General features: G+C 39.9%; 20 protein-coding genes. 8 read left to right on the top strand and 12 right to left on the bottom strand.

Translation table 11 applies throughout. From position 1 onward, the window contains the following. Positions 1-64: 64 nt before the first annotated feature. The 5 genes from ATS71_RS01190 to ATS71_RS01210 all read right to left on the bottom strand — a co-directional run bounded on the left by ATS71_RS01190 (position 65) and on the right by ATS71_RS01210 (position 7777). On the bottom strand, positions 65-1717 hold the full coding sequence (locus ATS71_RS01190) for an RluA family pseudouridine synthase (protein ID WP_058403169.1): 1653 nt from the start codon (positions 1715-1717) through the stop codon (positions 65-67). Between the two features lie 139 nt (positions 1718-1856). Continuing rightward, entirely contained in the window at positions 1857-3905 is a 2049-nt protein-coding gene (locus ATS71_RS01195; protein ID WP_058403170.1) for a S9 family peptidase, read from the bottom strand. 146 nt (positions 3906-4051) lie between these two features. Then, positions 4052-5278 carry a threonine/serine ThrE exporter family protein gene (locus ATS71_RS01200; protein WP_082653575.1) on the bottom strand — a complete coding sequence of 409 codons (1227 nt, stop codon included), beginning with the start codon at positions 5276-5278 and terminating at the stop codon, positions 4052-4054. 268 nt (positions 5279-5546) lie between these two features. After that, positions 5547-6776, bottom strand: coding sequence for a glycosyltransferase (locus ATS71_RS01205; protein WP_058403171.1), 1230 nt, complete (start codon positions 6774-6776; stop codon positions 5547-5549). Continuing rightward, positions 6773-7777 (bottom strand): LacI family DNA-binding transcriptional regulator, encoded by a 1005-nt coding sequence (locus ATS71_RS01210; protein ID WP_058403172.1) that lies wholly within the window; start codon positions 7775-7777, stop codon positions 6773-6775. Before ATS71_RS01210 ends, ATS71_RS01205 begins: the two co-directional genes overlap by 4 nt. A 164-nt stretch (positions 7778-7941) precedes the next feature. Between ATS71_RS01210 and ATS71_RS01215 the strand changes: the two genes are divergently transcribed. Together ATS71_RS01215 and ATS71_RS01220 are read left to right on the top strand one after the other, a co-directional pair. Continuing rightward, positions 7942-10404 (top strand): alpha/beta hydrolase family protein, encoded by a 2463-nt coding sequence (locus tag ATS71_RS01215; RefSeq protein WP_058403173.1) that lies wholly within the window; start codon positions 7942-7944, stop codon positions 10402-10404. A 71-nt stretch (positions 10405-10475) separates the two neighbouring features. After that, on the top strand, positions 10476-11093 hold the full coding sequence (locus ATS71_RS01220; RefSeq protein ID WP_058403174.1) for a LysE family translocator: 618 nt from the start codon (positions 10476-10478) through the stop codon (positions 11091-11093). Positions 11094-11145: 52 nt separating this feature from the next. Here the strand turns inward: ATS71_RS01220 and uvrA are convergent, their stop codons facing one another. After that, positions 11146-13728, bottom strand: coding sequence for an excinuclease ABC subunit UvrA (gene uvrA, locus ATS71_RS01225; protein ID WP_058403175.1), 2583 nt, complete (start codon positions 13726-13728; stop codon positions 11146-11148). A gap of 197 nt (positions 13729-13925) precedes the next feature. On the opposite strand from uvrA, the gene ATS71_RS01230 reads away from it, so the two are divergent. Then, a complete protein-coding gene (locus ATS71_RS01230) occupies positions 13926-14330 on the top strand; it encodes a hypothetical protein (protein ID WP_058403176.1) in 405 nt (134 codons plus the stop codon). A 16-nt stretch (positions 14331-14346) separates the two neighbouring features. Here the strand turns inward: ATS71_RS01230 and ATS71_RS01235 are convergent, their stop codons facing one another. Genes ATS71_RS01235 through ATS71_RS01245 form a run of 3 tightly spaced genes read right to left on the bottom strand, consistent with a single transcriptional unit; the run spans position 14347 to position 18053 of the window. Beyond that, complete coding sequence (locus ATS71_RS01235; RefSeq protein WP_058403177.1) at positions 14347-15135, bottom strand: LytR/AlgR family response regulator transcription factor; 789 nt, start codon at positions 15133-15135, stop codon at positions 14347-14349. After that, positions 15132-16172 (bottom strand): sensor histidine kinase, encoded by a 1041-nt coding sequence (locus tag ATS71_RS01240; RefSeq protein WP_058403178.1) that lies wholly within the window; start codon positions 16170-16172, stop codon positions 15132-15134. Before ATS71_RS01240 ends, ATS71_RS01235 begins: the two co-directional genes overlap by 4 nt. A gap of 27 nt (positions 16173-16199) precedes the next feature. Continuing rightward, positions 16200-18053 (bottom strand): CIA30 family protein, encoded by a 1854-nt coding sequence (locus tag ATS71_RS01245; protein WP_058403179.1) that lies wholly within the window; start codon positions 18051-18053, stop codon positions 16200-16202. A gap of 701 nt (positions 18054-18754) precedes the next feature. Between ATS71_RS01245 and ATS71_RS01250 the strand changes: the two genes are divergently transcribed. The 3 genes from ATS71_RS01250 to ATS71_RS01260 all read left to right on the top strand — a co-directional run bounded on the left by ATS71_RS01250 (position 18755) and on the right by ATS71_RS01260 (position 20736). Further along, the gene (locus ATS71_RS01250; RefSeq protein WP_058403180.1) at positions 18755-19156 is read left to right on the top strand and encodes a hypothetical protein; all 402 of its coding nucleotides are present in this window, start codon (positions 18755-18757) and stop codon (positions 19154-19156) included. 236 nt (positions 19157-19392) lie between these two features. After that, positions 19393-20061, top strand: coding sequence for a hypothetical protein (locus tag ATS71_RS01255; RefSeq protein WP_058403181.1), 669 nt, complete (start codon positions 19393-19395; stop codon positions 20059-20061). Between the two features lie 234 nt (positions 20062-20295). Further along, positions 20296-20736: a hypothetical protein gene (locus ATS71_RS01260; protein WP_058403182.1), complete on the top strand. Its 441-nt coding sequence runs from the start codon at positions 20296-20298 to the stop codon at positions 20734-20736. A 431-nt stretch (positions 20737-21167) separates the two neighbouring features. Here ATS71_RS01260 and ATS71_RS01265 read toward each other — a convergent pair whose 3' ends face one another. Beyond that, positions 21168-22205 (bottom strand): IS110 family transposase, encoded by a 1038-nt coding sequence (locus ATS71_RS01265; protein ID WP_058403183.1) that lies wholly within the window; start codon positions 22203-22205, stop codon positions 21168-21170. Between the two features lie 540 nt (positions 22206-22745). Here ATS71_RS01265 and ATS71_RS01270 point away from each other — a divergent pair. Together ATS71_RS01270 and gltS are read left to right on the top strand one after the other, a co-directional pair. After that, complete coding sequence (locus tag ATS71_RS01270) at positions 22746-23180, top strand: potassium channel family protein (RefSeq protein ID WP_058403184.1); 435 nt, start codon at positions 22746-22748, stop codon at positions 23178-23180. Beyond that, entirely contained in the window at positions 23177-24376 is a 1200-nt protein-coding gene (gene gltS / locus ATS71_RS01275; RefSeq protein ID WP_058403185.1) for a sodium/glutamate symporter, read from the top strand. The genes ATS71_RS01270 and gltS overlap by 4 nt, the downstream gene beginning before the upstream one ends. Before the next feature lie 17 nt (positions 24377-24393). On the opposite strand, the gene ATS71_RS01280 is transcribed toward gltS, so the two are convergent. Then, complete coding sequence (locus tag ATS71_RS01280; RefSeq protein WP_058403186.1) at positions 24394-25044, bottom strand: DUF3313 family protein; 651 nt, start codon at positions 25042-25044, stop codon at positions 24394-24396. 44 nt (positions 25045-25088) lie between these two features. Then, on the bottom strand, positions 25089-26083 hold a 995-nt coding region (locus ATS71_RS01285), incomplete at its 5' end, for an efflux RND transporter permease subunit (protein WP_160327098.1).

Here is a 26083-nt window from a genome sequence, read left to right on the forward strand (position 1 = left end):
AAATATCTACGTCCATAATCTTAGTATTAGCACGGTATGAAACGCGTAATTTAATGCTTAATTATTAAAAATCAGCGGCAACTTTAAACTCTAATCGTTCATGAGTAATCGGGTGTGTGAACGCCAAGTACTCAGCGTGCAGATGTAATCGGTCTGCTTTTTTACCATAGTGTGTATCACCAACAATAGGGGTATTTAAACCCAAAACATGTGCACAGTGCACTCGCAATTGGTGTGTGCGGCCTGTTTTAGGATATAGCTGCAAGCGTGTTGTGTTGTTTTTTCGCTCAAGCACTTGCCATGTTGTTAGTGAAGGCTTACCTTTTTGGTAACACACTTTTTGGCGCGGTTTATCATCAAAGTCTGGTGTAAGGGGTAACTCTATAGTCCCGCTTTCTTGCTCTATGTTGCCGTCGACTAAAGCAACGTAGCGTTTTTCTATTGTGCGCTCAATAAATTGTTTTTGAATGGCTTTATGTGCCCGTTTATTTAGGGCAATAATTAATAGCCCGGAAGTAGACATATCCAATCGGTGCACAATAAGTGGGCCTGTAGCCTCTGGAAATTGTGTTTTCATACGCAAAAATACAGAATCGTCTATGGTAATGCCGGGTACCGATAAAAACTCTGCCGGTTTATTCACTATGACCAAATCATCATCTTGATAAACAACAGCAAGCTCTTTATCTTGTGCCGGGTTATTGAGAAGCGGGCTCGGTTCTACGTTTAAACCTTTTAACATGTGGCCCAAAATAGGTTGGCATTTACTAAAGCAAGAAGGGTAGTAGTTTTTATGTTGCCTAACCGATGATTTTGGCGGCGCTCCCCACCAAAATTCACCCATAGCAATAGGCGTTAATTTATGTTTAAACGCATGCTGAAGTAACTTAGGCGCTGCGCAGTCACCAGCTCCCGATGCTGGCGTGTGCTCAGGTAATTTAGCAAAGATAGCATTAAGGTCTTCTGTTTCGCCCTCAATATTAAGAAATTGATACTGGGCAAATAGCATTTTTTGTAAGCTTTTAGAGAGTGTTTTACGGCGTTTTTTTAAATGCTCAAGCTCATCGTCTATTTTGCTATGCGCTTGTTCAAGCGTGACTAGCTGTGTTTGCCATTTTTGCTTTAATGCCTGAAGCTGTTTTTTTTCTTCAATACTTTGAGTTGCCAGCTTTTTTTTGAGTTGCTGAATTTTAGTCTTACTCGATTTTTTTTCAGCGTCGCTGCGTTGTTTTTTCCGCTTTTTTCTACTTTTTTGCATTAAAGCATGCTGCGCTTGCAGTTCTTTTTCAAAGCCTTCGTTGGCTGTTGCTAATAACTGGCTTATGCTTTTTAGCTGCTCACTGTGTTCAAGCTCGTTTATTTGCGCGTTTATGTCATTTATTATTTTACTTTTGGCTAAGTAGTTTTCATCGTTCAATTGCATACTTGAAATAGGGGGAACAAAGTCAATGCTGGCTTTGTCTGCATCAACTTGCCCTGAGTAGGCTGCTAAAAAACCAAGTTCGTTTTGCTCATTTTTAACCACTAATACGCCAAACATTTTACCCGCGTTTTCAGCTTTTAAATGTGGCAGTGTTTCGAGCTGCTGTTGCAATTGTTCGCTTGCTGCAATAGTCAGTGGGTGTGGCTCGTAAAAAAATGGGTAAGTAAACTGTTCCGGTAACGAAATAGTAGAAACAGGTTGAGCAAATGGAGTAAAACAAGGGCTGTTTGGCATAGCAGTCGAATTATGAGATTGAGACGAAGAATTGATTTAGATTTTACCACAGCATGAGCTTGGTGGGTGATATTGGTTATACAAATAATAAAAAAAGGCCAACAATAATGCTGGCCTCACTATTTTAACTTACCACAAATTATTTATTGGCATCTTTTACAGCTTTAAGCTTTGCTGCATGGTCTATTTCGTAATCAGGCATGTCTTTTTTACCTTCTATTAAATAGTTATCCATCCAACGCATTAAACGTAGACTGTAGTCATATTGTGCTGCCACTTTACGGTTACCATGGCCTTCACCTGGGTAATAAACAAGGCGAACATCTTTACCTTGTACTTTCATGTAGCGGTATAGCTCCATTGACTGTGCTGGATGAACACGCGGGTCGTCTTTACCGTGCATAATAAGTAATGGTGTTTCAGATTGGCCAGCCCAAAAAATAGGGCTGCGCTCTAAGTACCATTGCCATTTATCCCATGGGTATGAACGGGCATGTACCAAGTGCATTTCGTTAGAGATGTCAGTAGTACCAAACTTAGATAGCTGATTAGTTACACCCACAAACATAACGCTTGCTGCAAAATGCTCAGTTAGTTTTGTTGCACCCCAAGCAGAGGCGTAACCGCCGTATGAGCCACCCGTAATACCAACGCGTTTACTGTCAACTAAACCCATTTCTACTAAATGGTTTTTAAAGTCCACCAAGTCGTCAAACTCTTTACCCGCATAGTCGTTTTGCCCTAGTTTTGAGTAATCAACGCCTTTACCTGTAGAGCCGCGATAGTTCGGATAAAACACCGCGTAACCGCGTGCTGCACCCATTTGACCTGGGCGAGAGTAATTGGTGATCCACCCATCTTTGTCGTGACTTTCTGGGCCGCCATGTACTGACATAATAAGTGGGTAGCGTGTGCCTTTTTTGTAATCGAGCGGATAGACAAGTACGCCGTCTAACTCAACACCATCACGCGCTTTAAGCTTGATGGTTTCTTGTTTTGCAAAACGCTTATCGTTTAACCAGTTGTTAGAATCGGTTAAACGCTTTGCTTTTTTACTACGCACAATAAACACTTCGTTAGGATGTTTAGCGCTGTTACCACGAAGAGCTAATGTTTTATCTGAATGAGAAACACTAAGCTGCGTTGCAATGAATTGGCCTTCATCAACTAGCTTTTTGTACTTATTAGAGCCTGCTTTAATACTGGCAACAAAGCTTTGTGTACCTACATTGGCAATAAAGTTGAGTGTGCTGCGCTTATGCGACCATTCAAAATCAACTACGTGGCCCATAAAGTTAGGCAACCACTCAGTGATTTTTGCGGTTTCAGTGTCGGCAATAAATAAGCGTCCAGTAGCAGGATCATGCTGATCCTCTGCGCCCAAAATAGCCACATACTTACCATCATGCGATAACTCTGCGTCGCCTAGTTTACCTTGTGTTTTAAACGATAAAGTTACTTTTTCGTTAGCAATATCATAAAGGTGCCACATTGATTTGGTATAGCGATCGTCAATAAGTGCAGTAGGTTGGGTTTTAACGAGTAGTTTTTCACTGTCTGCAGACCAATTTACATCACTTACGTAGCTATCTATGTTTATGGCTGTTGGCGACAATGGTTTGTCAGCTTTAGCTAAATCAACAATAAAGAGTTGTTTGTTTTTTAAACCTAGTTCATATACTTCTGCTTTAAAACCAAGTTTTTTTAATTCTTTATCTGATTTGTCAGCAGCTGGCATGGCTAATAACGCAAGCTGTTTGTTATCAGGGCTTAGTTGATAGCTTGAAATAGAAGTCCCTTTTAACGACATAACAGCTTGTGCTTGTCCGCCATCAACTGGGATCTGGTATAGAGAAGTAAATTTGTCGTCTTTTAATTTCGCTAAAAAGTATATTGTTTTACTGTCGTTTGACCATTGAATGCTTTTTATATTAACCGAGCCGGTAATAAATGGGCGTTCAATACCTTCATCGTCTACAACATAAAGTTCGCTGTAATTACTGCCATTTTCGTCAACGTAAAGCGTGCGTGGTAACGAACGTGTAAATGCAACGCTTTCGCCATCAGGGCTTACACTTGTTTGTATTACCGATTTTACTTTTGGTATATCTTCAACTGTTATTGCTGATTGCGCAAATGCAAGTGAGCTTGAAAGCCCGATTGCCAGCGCTAAGCTAGTTTTTAGCATTGTTATATCCTTTATTTTTAAAATCCAGATTAGTATAACAAGCTAAGGTCAATAAACTAAAAAATGCGATTAATGCTCAAAAGAGGGCGTTAAATGAAGGTGATAAAATAAATGATGAGTAGCGCGGAATGACCCCGCGCTGTCTTTTATAAACTTTTTTTAGGTGGCAGAGCAACGTTTGCAAATATAAGCCCTGCTACAAGCGACATAAATATTAAAAACGTTTGCTGGCCTATGTGCTCTGCATATACAAAGTCTTGGCCTTCAATAAGCGAGTTTAAGCCAATGTAGGTTTTGCTACCTGGTACTAATACAATTAAGCCTTGCATCGCTACAATTGAAGCCGGCGCATTAGCAACACGGTTAAATAAGTTACTAAAAATACCAACCGATAACGCGCCTACAAAGGTACCCAACGTGTAGTCAAGGTACATGGCAGAACCAATACTGGTACCATAGGCTATAAAACCTGATGCAATAGACCAACCCGCATGTTTTAGCTTGGTTCTAAATATGACTATTAAGCTGCTACACAATAAAAATATAGCAAGCCAAGGCGTCCAGCTTGGTAAAGGCTCTGGTTGAACAAAGTCTGCTTGGCCAAATAGTGCAAAGCCAATGCCTATACCTATAAAACCACCAAAATACAGCTTAAACAGCAGCATAAATGAGTCCATAACGCGTGCTGTGCCCGACACTAAATGTCGCGCTGCAAGCTCAGCCAGTCCAAGTGCAAGCGCAAGGCCCGGTATAAATACAATAATGGCCGAAAGTACCACCAAGCGTATGTTTACTTCAGGGGTAATATAAACACTTACAGCGCATGCCAATATTGCTGAAACAATAGCAACAAGAGGCTCAAGCATGTGCGCTACACGTTTAGAGCGCATAGACCACAAAACAAATAAATACACTACAAGGGTGAGCAACGCCGACCAAATTACATCGGTCCAACTGGTTCCCATAAGCATTGCAAAAGCACCACCCGAGGTTGCAAACGCAATGCCTGTGGTCAGTTTATTATATGGGTTTGGTGCATCAAAAATGATGTCGAGCTGTTGGTCTACTTCTTGAAGTGTAAGATCACCGTTGAGCATTTTATTTACTAGGTCGTCGGTGTCGGCGAGTGAGCCTAAGTCATGATCGCCAGGATCTACTCGTGCCACATGTGTGTATTCATCTTCATGGCCGTCGGTCCAAATAACAAAAGTAACTGAAGTAGGCGACATAACAAATGACGATTTAAGGTCTAGGTATGTGGCTACTTCCATTAGGTGAGCTTCTAGGCGGTAAGCAGGCGTACCGTACTTGTGAAGCATTTTACCTAATTTAACGATAAATTTGCGTTTTTCTGTAAAGGTTGCAGTTTTCAAATCTTATTTAGGCCAGTGTGTAGAACCAATCCGCAATAATACTTAATCATTTTGCGGGGCTAAACGTGTCGCTACTTGCGTTAAAAAATTCTCATTTAGAACAACTAAACGACAAATTTTTTGCCTTGCTATCAACATGTTTTTCCACCCTCAAAATAGATCACTTAATTAAGCGAGTTGGTATAAAAATTAGCTAAGAGTATAGGCTAAAACGCCCATGTGTAATGGGCGCGATTTTAAAGACTAATTGGTGTGTGTCTAGTCATTTTTAATCTAATTTTTTATTTTTTTCTGCTATCCATTGCGCCATGTATTGTGTGCTGCGCATTGTATGATGTTTGAGCATTTGTCCGGTGAAGTTCTTTTCGCGATGCGCGCTTAAATCATTGCTTATTAAATCTATTTTATTAATGAGCGCCGCGCTTAATTTTACTTTGTCGTAAACACTATTTAGTAGCGCATTACCAGCTTGTTGAGCGTGTTTAAAATCGGTTTGACTGTTGTAAAGCTCAACGGCTGCATTTGCAAAGTCTTCGGTATTATTAGCAACTTTACCTGGCCAAGGTAAATCGTTATGCATGCCCTCTATGCCAATGCGGGTGGTAACGCTGGGTGTTTGCATAATCATGGCTTCAAGTAATTTACCTTTTATGCCCGCACCAAAACGAAGGGGCGCTAAACACACTCGCGCGCTTTGCATAACGTCATAGGCGTTATCGGCCCAGCCTTTAATTAAAAATCCCGTTTTAGGGTTATTAAGTGCGGTGGCTTTAGGTGGCGGGTATGAGCCGTAAATGTGTAGTTCGGCTTTTGGAAGTTGCTTACGAATTAATGGCCATATTTTTTGTAAGTAAAGGACAGCATCCCAGTTTGGGGCGTGTCTAAAGTTACCTATAGTCATAAAGTGCTGACGTTCATCAAAGCTTTTTGTGGTTTTGGGCAATGCGCTTAAATCAACCATAAACGGTAAATGATGCAATAAACTTGGCTCTACCTTAAATACGCTATTGAGTAATTCCATTTCGTAGCTTGAAATAATTAAGCTTAGGTCACAACGTAAAATGGCTGCAATTTCACGCTTTGCGATATCAGAATGTAAGTCACTGGTTGTAAATTCGCGCTCGCCTTTGTGGGCTTCATGGCGTGCGTTTCGTAAGCATTGTAAATCTTCGGTATCGAGAATTTTAATAGCATTAGGGCAATGCTTATCTACGCGCCAACCAAATTGTTCTTCCATCATAAAGCGGTCAAACATGACTATGTCTGGGCTGAACGCTTTAACGTATTCGTCAAAGCTTTCGCAGTTAAGGGCAATGCTTTGGCTCGTTATGCCAAAGTCATCAAGGTTTACCATATGATCTGTGCGTTGAGCAGGGGTGGCAAACTCTACTTGCCAGTTTTGTGCTTTAAATGCATTTAATAACGACATCATGTGCGTGCCCGCAGCAGACGAATTGGGTTCTGGCCATACGTAGCCAATTACCAGCACTTTTTTCATTGGCTAGACTCTTTAATTTGTAAGTTCACATTTACCAGTGTTTTAACCGGTGGGGCTGTATTTTGTAATAGTTCTTGAAGTACTAAAAGGCAACGCTTTGCAATTTCATGCGTGCTGATTGCAACACTCGTTAATGTATCGTCAAGTAAAGTGTTATTTTTTATTTGTTGGCAGCTCACCACTTTAATGCGTTGTTCAGCTCTTAAGGGCAATGTTTTAATGGCTGCTAGCACACCGTGGGCAATAATGTCATTTGCACATACAATGGCGTTAATAGCTGGGTTGTTTTTATAGGCCTGTGTAAACGCGTTTTTGGCACTATGTGCGGTGTTTTCATCACATTCGATTGCGTTTAGTGGCAAAATACTGTGTTGTGCACATGCGGTATTAAAGCCGTTTTGAAGTGTTAAGCAGCTACTTAATTGTAAATTGCTGCCTATAAACGCAATGTTTGTAACCCCTTGAGAAAGCAAGTGCATGCTAACTATATGGCTTGCTTTTTTGTAGTCGGGTAACACACAAGGGGCGTTACTAAATGCAAGCTCCTGCATTAACGTAACAACGCTATGCTGAGTATGTAATGTGTCTAACCATTGGGTGCATGTGTTAGGCACGGGGCAAATTATAAACCCGGCGGCGTTGTATTCTTTTAGTTTATTAATTGCCCGTGTTTGTTGCTCAACATTGTTATTACTGCTAACAATAACGGCCTGAAAACCCTCGCCATTTAATATTTTTTCAAGCTCGGTGGCCAATTGTGCCATAACAGGATTAGTTAAATCGTTTATCACTATAGCTATTAAATTAGAGCGCTTTGAGCGCATAGCGGCTGCATCGCGGTTATAAACATAGCCTAGCTCATCAATTGCTTTCAATACCTGCTGTTTGCTTTTATCACTTACTTTTTTACTTTGGGTAAGCACCAAGGACACGGTTGACTTGGAAACACCAGCAAGGTCGGCAACATCAAAAATTGTGACAGATTTAGCTTTATTACGCATAGTTGTGTTTGCCGCAGTGATAAATTAAAAACGCGTTAGTGTAGCTTAAACAGGGCTGTTAAGTCATCTTTTGCATTGGTTTAAGCCACCTTAATGCTTTATGAACAAAGCAAAACGTGTTTATATACACATAATTGTGTAAAAAATAACAAAAGGATAAAAACATGAACGCTTTTAGGCTGTTAGTTGCCTTTATTTGTTGTGTTGTATTACTGCCATTTAGTCATGCAGAGCAGGGCTACCAAACTCCATCACCTGATTTGGCGGCAGTGGTAGATGCTAAATTGGCGCCCACAAGTTACTTATCAAGTGATGGTCAGTGGCTTGCGTTATTTGAACGCAGGCGTGTTGTATCGCTTGATGAGCTTGCAATTGAAGAGTTAAAACTTGCGGGTATTAAACTAAACCCGGCTAACTTTTCACGCACACGCGTTCGCGCAAATTTTAGTGCAGTAGAACTTAAGCATGTGCAAAGTGGTACCGTTATTAATATTAATAACTTACCTAATGGTATTATTCGTTCGCCTAAGTGGTCTTCAAATAGCAAATACCTAGCGTTTATTGTTGAACAAACAAACGAAGCAAATTTGTGGCTTTATAGTGTTGAAAGCAAACAAGCAAAAATGCTTTCAAGTGCAGCGTTAAACTCGGTTTTAACGGCATCGCCATATCAATGGTTACCAGACAGCACGGCCATTATTGCAAACCTAGCTGTAAATGTGGGTAAACCACGGCTTGAAAACAATAGTCAAAATGTAGTGCCAGTTATTCAGCAAAGCACTGGCGAAAAAGCCCCGGCACGCACGTATCAAAATTTATTAACGAGCCCGTTTGACGAAGCACAATTTAAGTTTTTTGGCCAAGGCCAGTTGGCTTACATTACCCTTGATGGCAAAGCCCAAGCTATTGGTAGCCCAGCGTTATTTAAATCGTTTTCGGTATCGCCTGACTCAACCAATATTTTAGTGGCGGGAATAAATGAACCGTTTTCGTATCAAGTCCCTTACAGCCGTTTTGCAACAACATGGCAAATATGGGGTATGCGCGGTTTTGCATTAGCAGAGCTTGCTAAGCAATCACTTGCCGATAACATTCCACAAGGCTACGACAGCGTTCGTACAGGAAGACGTAATTTTGAATGGCGAGCAGATCAGGGTGCTGAAGTTATTTGGGCTGAAGCGCAAGATGGCGGCGACATGAAAACTGATGTACCGCACCACGATTACATTTACAGCTTACGTGCGCCATTTAAACGCGAGCCAAAGTTACTTGCAAAAGTAGAGCGTCGTTATGCGGGTATGGAGTGGGCTAACAACGACATTGCTATGCTAAGCGATTGGCGCTTTAGCGACCGTCAATTACGTACGTATGTTATTCAACCACGTAATGCCGATAGTAACCGTGTGCTGTTTTCAGAGCGTAGTTATAACGATGCTTATAAAGATCCCGGTAATGCTATTTACGAGCGTAACGATTTAGGCGCTAATGTAATTAAAGTCGTTGGTGGGCGTTATATTTATCTGCGCGGCAATGGCGCGTCAGAGCAAGGTAATATTCCTTTTTTAGACAGGTACGATGTAAAAACAAATAGCAGCAAGCGTTTATGGCAATCAGAAGCGCCTTATTACGAGCGCGTACGAGCTCTACTTGATGACGAAGGCGAGCGCTTTATTACTATCCGTGAGTCTAAAACTGAGCAGCCTAACTTTTTTATTCGTGATTTAGATAACGATTCGCTCACCCAACTAACGCAATTTGAACACCCATACCCTGCATTTAAAGGCGTAACTAAAGAGCAAGTGCGTTATAAGCGCGACGACGGTGTTGAGCTTTCGGGCACGTTATATTTACCACCAGGGTATGACAAAACACAAGGTACTTTACCTGTGCTTATGTGGGCTTACCCGCTTGAATACAAAGACAAAGCTGTAGCATCTCAGGTTCGCGAGTCGCCTTACGAGTTTACTTACATTGGCTACTGGGGCCCAATGCCGTACCTTGCCAAAGGTATTGCCGTGTTTGACGACCCTAAAATGCCCATTGTTGGTATTGATGGCAGCGAGCCAAACGATAACTTTAGAACACAACTTGTAGCAAGCGCGCAAGCTGCGGTAGATGTGTTAGTTAATAAAGGGATTGCTGATAAAAATAAAATAGCCATAGCAGGGCATTCATACGGTGCATTTATGGTTGCTAACTTATTAGCGCATAGTGATTTATTTAAAACCGGTATTGCCCGCAGTGGTGCTTACAACCGTACGTTAACGCCGTTTGGTTTTCAGGGCGAAGAACGTGATTTTTGGCAAGCGCAAAGTGTATACGCTAATATGTCGCCTTTTTTTCACGCTGAAAAAATCAATGAGCCAATGCTCATGATACACGGTAAAGAGGATCCTAATTCAGGCACTTTTCCAATGCAAAGTGAGCGCATGTACGCAGCGCTTAAAGGCTTAGGTAAAGACGCTCGTTTAGTTATGCTTCCTTACGAAGCGCATGGTTACCGCGCACGTAAAAGCTTATTACACGTACTGTGGGAGCAAGAGCAGTGGCTAGATAAATATTTGTTAAATGATACAGCAGAGCCAGTAGAAGTAATTACTGAACCAGTGGCAAGTACTGGGCAATAGTAATAAACATAAGTAAGCAACAACGCGGCTACTTATAGCCGCGTTTTTGTTTTTAATACGAGAGTAAATTAATGATTGATGTAGCAGCGCTTGCGGTTTTTATTCCAACGTTCTTTTTTGTGTCTATTACGCCTGGTATGTGTATGACGCTTGCCATGACACTCGGCATGAGCATAGGTGTGCGCCGAACCTTATGGATGATGATAGGTGAGCTATTAGGGGTGGCGAGTGTTGCCGTTGCTGCGGTACTCGGTGTTGCAAGTGTAATGCTAAATTACCCAGAGGCCTTTGCTATTTTAAAATGGGTAGGCGGCGGGTATTTAATTTATATTGGCGTAAATATGTGGCGCGCCAAAGGAAAAATGTCGGTTGATACTTCAAAACCAAGTGACGTAAGTCGCCAGTCGCTTTTTACGCAAGGGTTTATTACCGCTGTTGCTAACCCAAAAGGCTGGGCGTTTATGATCTCGTTACTCCCGCCGTTTATTAATGTTGACCAGGCCGTTGCGCCACAATTATTGATTTTACTTAGCGTAATTATGATAACCGAATTTGTTAGTATGTTAGCTTACGCAACAGGCGGTAAAAGCCTGCGCTTGTTTTTAGCACGAGGTGATAATATTAAATGGATGAACCGAATTGCAGGCAGTTTAATGATGCTTGTAGGTGTTTGGTTAGCCTTAGATTAATAATAAAGAGCACTTGGCTCTTTATTATTTTGCGCATAACGACTATTAGTTTTTAATTAGAACCTGCGTGATTTAACTGCGCTTTTAAAAATGGCGCCGTTTTACTTTTTTGTGACTCAGCGACCTTTTCAGGTTTACCTTGTGCAACTATTACCCCGCCTTCGTCCCCGGCTCCTGGGCCAATATCAATAACCCAATCACTGTTACTGGCTACTTGCATATCGTGCTCAACCATAATGACGGTGTTGCCCGCATCAACTAAGCCATTTAACTGCGCCATTAGCATGGCTACATCTTTGGGGTGCAGGCCTGTGGTTGGTTCATCTAAAATATAAAGCGTATCGCCGCGCTGAGTACGCTGTAGTTCAGTGGCAAGTTTAATGCGCTGGGCTTCACCGCCCGAAAGCTCAGTAGCAGGTTGGCCTAAACGTAAATAGCCAAGGCCCACTTGTAGCAGCGCATTTAGCGCACGTAAGATAGCGGGTTCATCGGCAAAAAATGTATGCGCAGACTCCACCGTTAAATTAAGTACGTCGGCAATGGTTTTATCTTTATAGGTAATGTCGAGTGTTTTTTGGTTATAGCGCTTGGCGTTACACACAGGGCAAGGCGAATACACGCTAGGTAAAAATAACAGCTCCACGCTTACAAAGCCTACGCCTTCGCAATTTTCACAGCGACCTTTTTTGACATTAAACGAAAAACGACCGGCATCGTACTTACGTGCTTTTGCCTCTTTGGTATTGGCAAACAGTTTACGTACGTGATCGAACAAACCAGTGTAAGTTGCAAGGTTTGAGCGAGGTGTGCGGCCAATGGCTTTTTGATCAACCGTTATTAGGCGTTTTATGTGCTCAATGCCCCCAGTTATTTGCCCGCCGGTGGTTATATCGAGCTCTTGCTCGAGTAGCTCGGCTTCATCTGTAGGTATTTGTGGCTGCAATTTTTGCCCTAGTGCATCATAAACCAAGTCAACAAGCGCTTGGCTTACTAAGCTTGATTTACCTGAGCCAGATACCCCTGTAACACTTGTAATAACCCCAAGCGGAAATTCTACATTAAGTTTTTGTAAGTTATTACGCTCAACATTTTTAATTGTAAGCCATGCTTTTGCAGGGCGTTGTTTACTTTGTATGTGAGCTTGCAAAGATTCGTTATTTTTAAATAAGTACTGGCTAGTGTGTGAGTTGCTAATTTGCTTTAAGCCCTCAACAGGGCCGCTGTAAACAATATTACCGCCACGGGAGCCCGCATTAGGCCCTACATCAACTACCCAATCGGCATGGCGAATAACACTTGTATCGTGCTCAACCACAAACACTGAGTTACCAGCGGCTATTAGCTCATTTAGTGCGGCTAATAAAGCTTGAGTATCGGCAGGGTGTAAACCTGCCGAAGGCTCATCTAACACATACACTACGCCAAATAATTTTGAACGAATTTGCGTTGCTAGTCGCAAACGTTGTAACTCCCCTGGCGATAACGATGGGGTGGTGCGTTCAAGCGATAAATACCCTAAACCAAGTTTGGTGAGTGCTTCAACGCGTTTAAGGATGTCGACTGCTATACGCTTTGCGACTATGGCTTTTTCGGGATTTGCAGCGTTACTTTTAGCGGAGTTATTAGCGGCAAACCTTAATTTATTTGCCAGCTCATTGAGTGTTAATTGCGAAATTTCGCCTATATCAAGGCCCGCTACTTTAACCGATAAAGACTCTTTTTTAAGCTTTTTACCTTCGCACTGCGGGCACTGTGATATTTGCATATACTGCGATACGCGCTTTTTAGTACGTGGGCTTTGAGTGCTCGCAAACGATTGTAAAACAAAGCGTTTAGCACTTATAAATGTACCCATGTAGCTAGGGCTTTCTTCATTCTTAATTGCCGCTTGTGTTTGCTCAAGTGTGTACTCAGGAAACACGGGCACTGTGGGTGTTTCGTCGGTAAATAAAATCCAATCACGGGCTTTTTTAGGCAGAGTACTCCAAGGTTTATCAATATCGTAACCTAACGAGGTCAGTATTCGGCTTAAGTTTTTACCTTGCCAAGCCGGCGGCCATGCTGCAATAGCGCGCTCTTTAATTGATTTAGTGGGATCGGGTACTAGCAGCTCTTCGGTTACGTTAAATACACGGCCAATACCGTGGCACTCTGGGCAGGCGCCTTGTGGCGTATTGGGCGAAAACGCATCGGCGTACAGTATACCTTGTCCTTTGGGGTATTCGCCTGCGCGTGAGTAAAGCATTCGCAGCGCGTTAGAAATAGTGGTTACACTGCCCACCGATGAGCGTACAGAGGGTGCACCACGCTGTTGTTGCATTGCTATTGCTGGTGGCAGTCCTTCAATAGAATCTACATCAGGTTCGTCTACCTGAACGATTAATCTGCGTGCATAAGGGGATACCGAATCAAGATAACGATGCTGCGATTCGGCAAATAATGTTCCAAAGGCGAGCGATGATTTACCCGAGCCCGATATACCGGTAAAAACAACAAGTGAATTACGGGGCAAGTTTACATCCACATTTTTTAAGTTATGAACCCGTGCGCCTTTTACCTGAATGCTGTGCTCTGGGTTTAATAAAGCCGATTGCGAATTTTCAATCGTGTCTGAACTGTTAAATGTGGTTGCCATGTAATTTACTCCGTTTAATTGCCATATTTGCTACGTGAAATTAAAACTTAGCTTACACAAGCTTCACTGAATGAGTGCTTAGTGATTTATTACTGCATTTTGCTATCTATGTTTACATAATAGGTAAATGCTGAGAGTATGTTTAACCATGTAGATTATACAAACGTCAATGAGAGCTCTCAAAGGAGGTTATAAATATGTTTAAAGTATGGATTTTAATGTTGGTTATGCTTTCGTTTTCGGCATTGGCAAATAGTGAAAAAGTAATAAACGTAGACAGAGCAATACCCAATAGCTTGCATTTAGCATTTCCAAACGATGCTAATATCACACCAAAAAAAGGCGACTTTGAGGTGTTAAATTACATATTAATGAGCAATAACGAAGGCGAACGTTGGGCTGTTATAACATTAACTAATGTATCATCGGGAAATAAAGAGCTTAACGAAGATCACTTACTCGCTTTATTTGCAGATGGTACGCGATTAGCTCCATTGGCGTTTACACTCAGTTTTAAAGGTAACGAAACGCAGTCAGTTACCGTTTCGTTTGCGGAACATAAGTTTCCTATTTTAAGTGTGTATTCAAGCAATGATCAGTAACACATTTTTAGATAAGTTAAATGTGTAGTAATTGTTTTAGTTTATCGGCACCGGCTCTGCTGGTGCTAAGCTCTGATTTTATATCGTCGTTTACAATCACCATCAATTTGCCGTTAAACCAGCGCTGTATTTCTTTTATGTGGTCAACGTTAACCAAATAACTTCGATGAATTCGTACAAAGTTTTTTGTTACTAAGGCATGTTCAAGCTGATCGAGTGTATCGCTTAAATGATGAAATGTGTCGCCATTCCACGCCAAACTATTACCTTGCTCTGATTTAATAAATTTAATGTCACCTGGGGAGAGTAAAAATATACGCTCACCGTTTTTACTAATTAGCTTATTTAATGTGTTTTCGGTTAATGCAAAGGTTTGCTCGTGTTCTGGGCTGTTAACTTGGCAGTGGGCACGCTGTTGCTCAAGTAGCTGCTGCGCTTTAGCGAGTGCTTTTTTTAATCGAGCAATAGGAAAAGGTTTAAGTAAGTAATCTGTTGAGGCGTTCTCGAATGCTTCAATCGCAAATTGGTCATACGCGGTTGTGTAAATAATAATGGGCTGGTAGTTAAGTAAATCAATAAGCTCTAAACCATTAATTTCAGGCATTTGTATATCAAGTAATACCACATCAGGAGTTAGCTCATTTATTAAGGTAATGGCCTCTTTGCCATTTGTGGCCATACCCACTACATCAACATGCTCCATTAAACTTAATTGATGGCTTAATTTTTCGCGAGCGGGAAGCTCATCATCGGCAAATAATACGCGCATTTTAGATACTGTATTTGGCTGGTTTTTACTGTTCATAGTGTAAGCTCCAACGTAACCACTGCACCATTATTGTTGCTGAGTAATACCTTACTTTTGCCAAGTTGTTTAACGCGTTTTAGTATGTTTTTCATCCCTATACCACTGCCATGCCCGTGTTTTATAATATCGCTCGAAAACCCTTTACCATTATCGCTAATTTGTATTTTAACGCCTTTAGGCAGCTCACTGAGTGTTATATTAAGTATTAACGACGTTTGTTTGGCGTTATGTTTAATGGCATTTTCAATTATGGGCTGAATAAGTAGCGGTGGTAGCGATATATTTTTAAGCGTATTAGGAATGTGGTAATTAACCTGAAGTTTATCGCCAAAGCGTGCTTTTTCAATATTTAGGTACTTTTCTATTATTGTAAGCTCTTGCTGTAAAGGTATTTGCTGTTGCTCGGCAGTATCAAGCGAGTACCTTAAAATATCAGCAAGTTCATGCAGTACTTCATCGGCTAAATCGGGGTTTGTATGAATATATGCCGAAATTGTGTTTAAGCTATTAAACATAAAATGTGGGTTTAACTGGTAGCGCAATGTAGCAAGTTGGGCTTGTTTAAGAGCGTGTTTTTCGGCTGTTGCGCGTTTTTTGTTTTCAATAAAAATACTGGTAAAGTAAATACACGAGCCCCAAAGTAAGCCGTTAAATACAACAAATACCCCCATGGATTTATGCCCATCAAAAAGCAGTGTGAGGACTATATCGGTAAGCACATTACCAAGTGCCATAAACACAACGGCAATTAACCATTCAAATGCTATTTTATGAATGTGTTTATTGCGCAGGTAAAAAATAACCGCGGCCGCACTCCATACCGGCACCCAGTAAAAAGTAACAAACCACACGGTGGCAGCAAGTGCACTTCCCGTAGTAAAGGGCGCAGAGTTAGCAATTATTAGCCCAAGGGCATAAGCAATATCTACAATAAGTAAAATAAAAAAGCTGTATTTATAAAAAGGATGTTTGAGCATAATAAGTGCTTCTTTTTGTAAGTGATTAAACCATAACAAAAAACAGTCAAAACCCAAATACTTTGTGTTTTGACTGTAACTTATTTAAAAGTAAGTTAGCTCCTTGATTTGTAGTGTATTTTTTAATGACTCATTGCTTGCGCCTGGCATTTTACGCCACATTAAATTAACCCCAGTTAATTCAGTGGCCGACCAGGTAACCGGGCTACCAAAGCCAAATTGTTTAAGTGTAGTGAAAGGAATATCAAGCGTTGTCCACTCATCGCGCGGCTTTAAAAGTACACTAAAGTGATCCCAATCTTTTACATCACTATGATAAACAGACATAGCAAAAGGCGTGCTTGAACCTTTATAGGTTAATCGAATACCTTTAAATGCTGAGGCATCAACCGGCGATGTAAATTTTATTTCAGCGCCTGCCCACGCGCCAAAGCTGGTAGGCTTTGTAATGGTTGTATCAATAGTTACGCTGTTTTTATTTGTGGTAAGCACTGCAACAGACTGCCCACCCATTACCGAGTCGCTTAAGGCTTGCCATGGTGTTTCACCGGTAAAATCATCAATAACATGCTGCGCTTGGCTACTTGTTATTATTTCATTACAAGCGGGGCCTTGTGGCTTTATGGCTTTGTTTTGAGCAATAAGCGCTGGGCGGTCTACTTTCGTACCTGATTTGTAAACATCTGAGATAGTGTGAATATGGCTTATATCATCAAGCGGGTTTTGCTTAAGCAGTACAAAGCTTGCCTCAAAGCCTTTAGTAAGCTTGCCAACGCTATTAGCTTTATTAATAGCCTTTGCACCGTTAACCGTTGCCGCATTAATTATTTCACCATTAGTAAGACCCGCTTTTTTAAGTGCATCTAACTCGTTGTGTAACCCAGTGCCGTGCAGCGTGTATGGGTTTCCGGCATCAGAGCCTGTGCCAATAGTGACATTAGCTTTATTTAGTTTTTGTATATTTGCATAAGCGGTTTTACGCTCATCCCACGCGTGCTCTTTCCATTTTGAAGGTGCAGGCACGTTTTCAAACAAACACCCTTGAAGCTTTTCGGGAATGGTTTTTAGCAACTCGCTTTGTGAGCTAATAGTATGGTTATGCTTTTCATCGCTATGGTTGTGGTACACCGCAAGAGTAGGAATGTAGGTTACGTTATGCTTTTTCATAAGCGTAATAAACTCATCGTCAACTGCTTCGCTATTAATACCGTGCGCTAAAGCAGTTGCACCGGCCTTAATAGCGCGCTTCCCGTCATTTAGTGTAGAAACATGCACAAAATACGGTAAATTAGCGGCTTTAGAGCGCTTACCTAACTCGCTTAATTGGCTATTAGTTAACGATTTACCCGCACCGCCAAACGTTTCTATAACCGCTTTAGTTACATGTGGATTAGTGCTTATATGTTTTTGCCATAGCGCTTCTATGTCTTCATCTTTTGCAATTTCATAAGCTTGGCCACCAAACTGCGTGCCATGTCCGCCAGGATTAGTAAACAATGTACCTGCATAGAAAAGGTTAGGGGTTAGTTGGACTGCTTTTAATTGCGCGGCCTCGTTTAGAGTTTGTTCAAACGAAAACAAATCAACAATGTTAGTTACACCTAAATACAAATTAGAATTAAAGTGCGATTTAACCGGCAAATACTGAAACTCAGAAAAGTTACTGCCCGATGAGCCCAAATGTACATGTAAATCAATTAAACCGGGTATTGCATATTGGTTGTTGGCATTAATAGTATTGTCGGCGTTTTGTAGTGGGTCGGTCGCTTTAGTAATGTTTACAATTTTACCGTCATCAATATAAAGCGAACTCGGCGCAGAAAAGCTTTGCGAATTACTTTGGTATAAACGAATGTTATCGACTCTCAAGTCAATGGCATGCGCGCTAAAGTGGCCTGCTAAACTTAGTGCTAAAACTGTCTTTGTAATAATGTTCATGACTGTATTCCTTATCAAAATAGGTATTTGGCGTTTTGTTGGTAAGAAATTTAGCGAGTTTTATAACCTGCATCATTAATAGCTATCTGAATCGACATTATTAGCAGTTGAACCGACATAAAAGTAAATAAGCGTTGTGGTGGGGCGGTTCAGGTTCACTAAATTAAGTGCTTTGAATAAGCGATAGGTTCCATCGACAGGGGGGCCTATTTTAAGGCAAAGCTTTAAAATTTGATCATGTTAGAATGGTTATCAAGGGCTGCTATGAGAGAAATAGTTAGTCAAAATTCTTAATGTCTGAAGTCAAGGTTTGACCCTCATTGGCTTTGTGATGAGCGAGAAATAGTTAGTCAAAAGTCTAAGTGTCTGAAGTCAAGACTTGACCCTCGACTTATTTAAAGTATTGAGCTGCAAATTACATGTAGCTATTAGTCAGCTTAGAGCGAGAAACTGCCGTTGAGATTGGCTAAATATCGTAGATAATTGATTGGTCAAACTGCGCTTTGCGCATCCATTCATGAAAATGAGCGACGCGCGCATATTGGTTAATTTAACTTTACCTAAAATAGTTAGAAAACTTAGTGATAGTAATACCTTAGGTAATTTGTTAAAACTATATAATGTAGAAAAATGAACGTAGCGTCGGCAGAAATATGCGCGATGAGCGCACTATTAAAATGTTAGTTTTCAATGGAGAGTAGATGAACACTTTAAGTAAATTAGTCACTGTCAGTATTGTATTACTCATTACTGGGTGCGCTGGTATTTTAGGTGTCACTGGTGCGGATACTGGAAAAAGAATTAGCGATGACTGGGTTGAATATAACGTCACTCATCCGGGGCTTACAATTAAAATTATCGAACCTTATGCTCCAGATTTAATGCCAATATCTACGGTTGGTAAATCATCACCGTCGCCGTTGAGACATACCATTATATTTGGAACCAAATCAAATCAGCATGAGCTTGAAGTTATAGGTAAGTACAAGAAAGAACTGTACTTTGATAATAGGTTTTATGGTTCAATTTGGTCAGGTGACGTTTTGATTCGAGACGGTAGCCTTTCAATAGACGGTAAGTTGGTATCAGTAATAGAAAACTAACAAAAGCAGCCACAGGACAAAAAAACGCTCCGCAATTTTTTGCCTGTGCTGGCAGGCGTTGAGGCTGTAGAATTACCCTTTTTAAAGAAAATCGGCCTGTTTTATGAGTTCCAAATGCATTACCTAATGCTTTAAAAGAGCTTAGAGTTAATTACAAGAGCTCGTTTTTTAATTGAATTTGGCTGTTGGAGTTATTCTACGGTCTCGTTATGTGGCATTTAGGCTAGGAGTATAATTTGGGGCCTCTTTTTCAATTAACCATAGTAGGGATTCTTTATTTCTTACTCGCAAGCATTATTGGGCTCGCACTGATGTTAATTGCTAGGTTAATTATGCTGTTAAAGAAAAAGACTGATATTTCAGTTAACCAACTTTTTTGGTTCCCATTAAAGTTAGCGCCTTACTTTTTGCTGGCATTTATTGCTAATGTTCTAGTTTGTGAGTTCGTTAGAGATGTAGATCCTCCTCTAACAGATTATTGGTCGCTTCCTATAAATGATGGACTCACTATGGGAGCCATAGATATTTCTGATAAATGGTATTTATGGCCTACTCGAGAAGGCGGTGAAGCAATCCTCAGTAATATTGTGTTGGTAGGTATTAGTAATAAGGCTCTATATGGTTCAACTGAGTCTGATGAGTATTTCATTTATCGTTTCGACTCAAAGAAAGCGGTGGTGAATTTATCTAAAGATGAATTGAAAACTGAGGCAAATAAAATAGAAGATTCTTTACCCACACTAAAGAATCCATCTGATCTTTACTACGATAATAGAGATTTTGGTGATTTAATTACTTTTTTATTGTTACTGCTATATCCTTTGTACCGTTTTTATAATGTTTGTAATACATTTTGGGCTTTAGTTAGTAAGCAGAATATTGAGCATTTAAGTACTGCCGCATAACAAGTGACCATGATTATGAGTGTCCGCAATTGGCACTTTAACGAAGTTCGGCTTGGAGCGAATAGCGGTCATTAGAAAATTATTTTTCAACACTGATTTTATATCCAGTTGCTATGTGTTTCTCCTATATTCAGGAAACGACCCATTTGGTCGTTTTTACCCTTTTCATAATTTCTATACTGATTAAAAGTTTATCTGTAGCAACAAGTTAGTTAGTGTGATAGAACTGGTATAATGATAAAAATGACCCGCGGCTCGGTAGAAAAACGACCCAATGGGTCGATATTAAATTGTTATATGCCAATGATGAAATCGCTAACTATTGCTCTATTTCTACTAGCTTTAATTACTAGCTGGAGTAGCTTTGCAAACATTGATATTGAATATCAGGTAACTGAAGTTGCTGGTAGTAATACAAGTTATGGTTTATCCGTAATAGCACCTGCCAGCGATCCTGAACAATTAGTTCCATATTGGCATCGTAAAGCTGTCAAAATTTGTGGTTCTAAAAAATATAAAGCATCTGCGTTAATTAAAAAAGAAACGCAATGTGGTGATGCTATTAAGGTTACGAGTACAGGTGAAAAGTGTGAGGTTATTCCTGCGTCAGTTTTCGGTACTTTAAGCTGTAATGGCATAAAAGTGAATGGAAAAGTGAATGGGGTCACCCATTAGAAAGTTCCGGTCAAGCAGGCAGCTGTGTTTTCTTGATTTTTTATTCAAAAATCAAGTGTTGTTATTTTTAAACTCAATTTAAATATGGCTACGCATCCAGTAATGACGTCGATTGGTGTGAATATGCACCAGTCACCCATATGAATTTAGGCAGTTTAATTAAGCATTATTGATGATTAATTAATGCCCTTGGCTTTCGCCTCAGTCATCGTTTAGTTCCAATATCAGTCCAGTTTCTGGCTGTGTTTACACACTGCGCTGTAACAATCCTGTGGTTTATGCTTGAACATAACCAACCCTTTGTGGCTCAAACATTGGGCATATCCAGTATTTAAAATATGAGCGGTTAACGTGCAGGCTCAATCAAATCTAGTGGTTTTACCAACCCCATTACTAGCTCAACACGTTAACCTAATTCCGTTTTATGGTTGTTAAGAAAAAGCCTTGTGTTCATCAAATGGGACATTATCTTTAAGCACGTGATAACAGGCTCTTGCGAGCTTATGCGCAACCGTTTTAATTGCGATAACCTGGTTCGTTTTAGCCAGTTTTCGTTGATAATATTTTTTGATTGTCGGGTTGTACCGAATGGCAAAATTAGCGGCCTCAGTAAACGCCCACGCTAAATAACGATTACCATTCTTCTGATTAGTAGCGCCTTTTTTCTTTCCATTACTGTACCTTGCTCCTTTAACACAGCGACAATAGGAGGAGAAATTACCTGGGCTATCAAAACGTTTAATCGTGCCTGTCTCTAACATAATGGTCAGTGCTAACGTATTCCCAATCCCATCAATACTGGTTAGGTTTATAAACTCAGGGGAGAGCGATGTTTGCTGTAATATAGCGCTCTCTATTGCATTGATTTGCTGTTGAGCACAGCGTATTAATGAGAGATTAGAAATGACTGACAGTGCTGTATTCATTGAGCTAAAGTCTGCGTGTACCTGCTCAGCATCAACCCCTTTTCTGATAGCGACCATTTGTTTTATTTTGTTGCTACTGAGCTTATATCCAAGATGTCGCATGTAACAACTTTGCACTGATAATAGGTTTTTAGTGGACTGTTGAACAATGTCCATTCGTTTACGCATTAAGTCGCGAACAGCCCTAAGCTCTCGAGGATAAATATAGCCTTCAGGCAGTATATCTAGACGTAGCATTTCAGCTAACCAGCGTGCATCACTATGGTCGTCTAAATATTTTAAGCCTGAATACTGTTGAATTGCCGCGGGGTTTGCTAAGTGAAGTTTAAACCCTTCATCCATTAAAGCATCGACTAACCAATACCAATTAAAGGTTGATTCAACAACAAGACCTTTTAAGTTGTCTTTATAAGGACTGAGAAAAGATAAAATGACAGACATGTCATTATTTAAACGCTTAGCGGTAAGCGTTTCACCGTGTTCATTAATGATAGCAATAACACTATTATTTGAATGCAAGTCAATTCCACCATATAGTTTCATACTAAGCTCCTCGTGATACTGTTTATGTTTTGAACAACACAACTGTATCGAAAAACTCGAGGAGCTTTCTATATGATTATCAAATCTTGACTTCAGACATTAAAAACCTCGATGTCTGCTTATGGCACTTTGCAGATTAAACCTAATCTATCGAGTTAAATGAAAATTTAACGAAATATGAGTCAGGTGAGTTAAAGTAAGTACAGGCATAACTGTCTGTAGTTTTCTTAAATCGATGATTTACGCCAAACATTTTTTATTATTGCTTTCCCGATGATTACTTAGCGGTTTTGTGATATTTGCGTGTACTGCATTCCTTTTGGTTTTAAGTGTTTATTTCTGTTTTTATTTAGCTAAATATTGTCTTGCTTAGGTTTTGGCTGAGTTTTAGTACGTTGTTAATAGCAGTAATTAGCAGTAATAAACGGTTAAATAACGGTATTGAAAATACTTTATTATAGTTATTACAGGTGCCTACCTTGTTGTTAATTTTATGTATAATGTTATTTAAAATATTAAGATTTATACAGTGGGATTAAAATGCTCATACAGCTAATTATAGGAACGTTTGTTATCTGTGGCACGGTGCTTATACAAGCAATGTTTATTGGTGTTTTATCTAAAGTGTTGGCCAATATTAGCGACTGGTTATTAAAGGACTCTAAAACCTTAAAAATGATTTTTGTGGTAACGGCGATGGTAATTTGGCTCGTTGGAGGCTTAACGGCAAGTGCGTGGTTATGGGCTGCTATATTTTTAATTTTTGAGGTGTTTAGTGAGTTAGAGCCAGCACTTTACTTTTCGGTTGTTACCTTTACAACGCTTGGTTACGGCGATGTTGTATTGGGAACTCAATGGCGACTGCTTGGCAGTTTAACAGCTGTAAATGGGTTAATAATAGTGGGCCTAAATACCGCATTTCTCATTGAAGCTATTTCCCAGATCAGAAAAGCACAATCAAAGGACTTAAAGTGAATATTGTTAATGTAGATAGTTTTTTAACTTACACTATTGCTATTTTAATCTTTTTTGTGGGTATATATTTAACAAAAAAAATTCCCTTTTTAAGGCATTTTAATATACCTGAGCCGGTGACTGGTGGTTTGATCGCTGCGATAGCCATTACTTTTGCGTATTTTTTCTTAGAAAGTGAAATAAACTTTGATTTATCAACCCGCGATAGGTTGTTAGTTTACTTCTTTACAGCCATAGGCTTAAATGCTCGGGTGTCTGACTTAGTTAAAGGGGGTAAACCCTTATTTATATTACTTACCCTCACCTTAACATTTATTGTATTACAAAATGTAGTAGGTGTTGCTGGTGCTTATAGCCTTAATATATCAAAAGAAATAGGTATATTAGCAGGGTCGTCGTCTCTTATTGGAGGACATGGAACAGCTATAGCTTGGTCGCCCGTAATTGCAGAAAGAGGGATCGAAAGTGCGCTTGAGATTGGTATAGCATCAGCCACATTAGGTTTAGTTATTGCTAGTTTAATTGGCGGACCTATTGCTAAATATCTGATAAATAAATATAAATTATCCAGTGAGTCATCGTCTTTATCGGTAGGAATTGAATACACTAAATCTGATTCTGAAAATTTTTCTCACTTAAATTTTATGGCCGTTATTTTAGTTATTCATATCTGCATTATTGCAGGTTATATAATTAATGAATATTTGGTCAGCTTTGGAGTTAAGTTACCTTTATTTGTTTCTTGCTTAATAGTTGGGATGTTTTTATCGAATACGGTTCCTTATTTATTACCAAAGCTAAAGTGGCCTGCAAGAACAAAATCTTTGGCTATTGTGTCTGATTTTTCTCTTAGCCTGTTTTTAACTATGTCGTTAATGAGTATGCAATTATGGGTAATTGCAGATTTAGCGAGTGATTTACTGCTTATTTTAGTATTTCAAACGTTAACTGCGGTGATATTTATTTTGTTTATTGTTTTTCCTTTAATGGGAAAAAATTATGAATCAGCAGTTTTAAGTGCAGGTTTTGGTGGGTTTGTACTGGGAGCGACACCAACGGCAATCGCAAACATGACGGCAGTGACAAAATCTCATGGGCCTGCACCAGTTGCGTTTATAATATTACCATTGGTTGCGGCATTTTTTGTAGATATTAGTAATTCGTTTATTATTAAATTTGCGCTGACTTTGTTTTAAGTCAGCGCATTATCGTGTTACTTAGCGTTATGGGCTGAATTAACTGCTTTAGTAAAGCCAATAGCCCAGCGGTCAAACGCTGCCTCTATGTCACTAAATGTACTCCATGGTTTATCTTTAAATAGGTAACTTCCTTGGCTACCTTCGTACACGACGGCGTTAACTTTTCTGCTTATAGAGTCTCTAAAAACTCCCTCAATAGATACTTCACCGACACTGAGTGTTACGCCTGGTACTACTAACAGTGTCGCATTCATTAGCGATGACGGCGCTTTTAAGTTAGATAAAGTAAACGAAATTCTTAAAACGTTTTTGTCTGGTTGTGTCACAACTTGATAGCCTGAATTATTCAGTTCAGTGGTCATCGCTGATAAAAAATAACTTTGCAAAGATTGGATATCCTCGGTAGATATATTTTTTATATCTGGATCTGAATAATCGATTTTGATTGGATCAAACATAAACTTTTTATAATCTGCGAGTGTGGGCGCATCAGGCCTGATGTAAACTAACGCAGGTTTCATTGACTCATCTTGAATTAAGCCCGCTAAGTCAGCATTTATATCTTCTTTTACTACATTCTTACTTATTCCTGTACAAGCACTTATAAACAGAGTGGTAGATATAATAGATCCAGAAATTAACTTTTTAATTTGTGATTGTTTCACTGAGAAAAACCTTAATTAATTCGGGGCTCAAAGAGCCCTGAGATTTATAGTTGCGAACTATTTGCTGTTTCGTATGATGAAACTTGCAAAAATGTTGCATAAAGCACCGGTACAACAAGTAATGTGAGTAGTGTGGCAAAACTGAGACCAAATACTATAACCACAGCCATTGACTGAAAAAATGCATCAAAAAATAGCGGGATAACACCTAGCGCAGTAGTGAAAGATCCTAATAATACTGGTCTTACACGGCTAGACGCCGAGTCAACAATTGCATCAAAGCGAGGTTTGCCTTCTTTTATTTCAGTGTCCATTCTGTCGACTAAAATTATACCGTTTTGGATTAACAATCCTGAAAGCGAAAGCAACCCTAAAATACCCATAAACTCTAGTGGTACACCGGTCACAACTAAACCAAACACAACACCAATTAAAGCCAATGGTACAACAGACCATATGACTAACGGCTGCTTAATTTTGCCAAACGATACAATTACAACAAGCACCATAGCTAAAAAGCCAAGGGGTATTGTTGACATTAAATCACCATTTGATTCGCTCGAATCGCCAAACTCACCACCCCAGGTTAAATTATATCCAGAGGGCAATGCAATATTTTCGATTTGTGGTTTTATTCTGGCAAGTAATTCACTCGAAAGTTCGCCAGCTATAGGATCAGACTGCGCCTTGATCATAAATATACGGTCTTCCGCTTTTATTTTACTGTCGCGCCATTTGGTCTCAAACCCATCAGTTACTTGTAAAATAGGAACAGATTTACCCGTTACCGAGCTTATAACCTGTATACTTTTTAAGTTGTCTAGCGTGGCTGAACGAGTTGTTGGTGTTTGAGATATTATAGGTATTAAATCGTTACCTTCTCTGAAAGTACCAATTTTTTCGCCGTTGTAAAAGTGAGCGATTGCTTGGGATAAATCTTTACGAGATACGCCCGAAAGCCTTGCTTTATCTTCTGAATAAATAGGCTCAATAACGGCTACTTTTTGTCGCCAGTCGTCTTTAACAGATACAGACTTAC

Source organism: Pseudoalteromonas sp. H71, from assembly GCF_001468485.1.
Classification (GTDB): Bacteria; Pseudomonadota; Gammaproteobacteria; order Enterobacterales; family Alteromonadaceae; genus Pseudoalteromonas.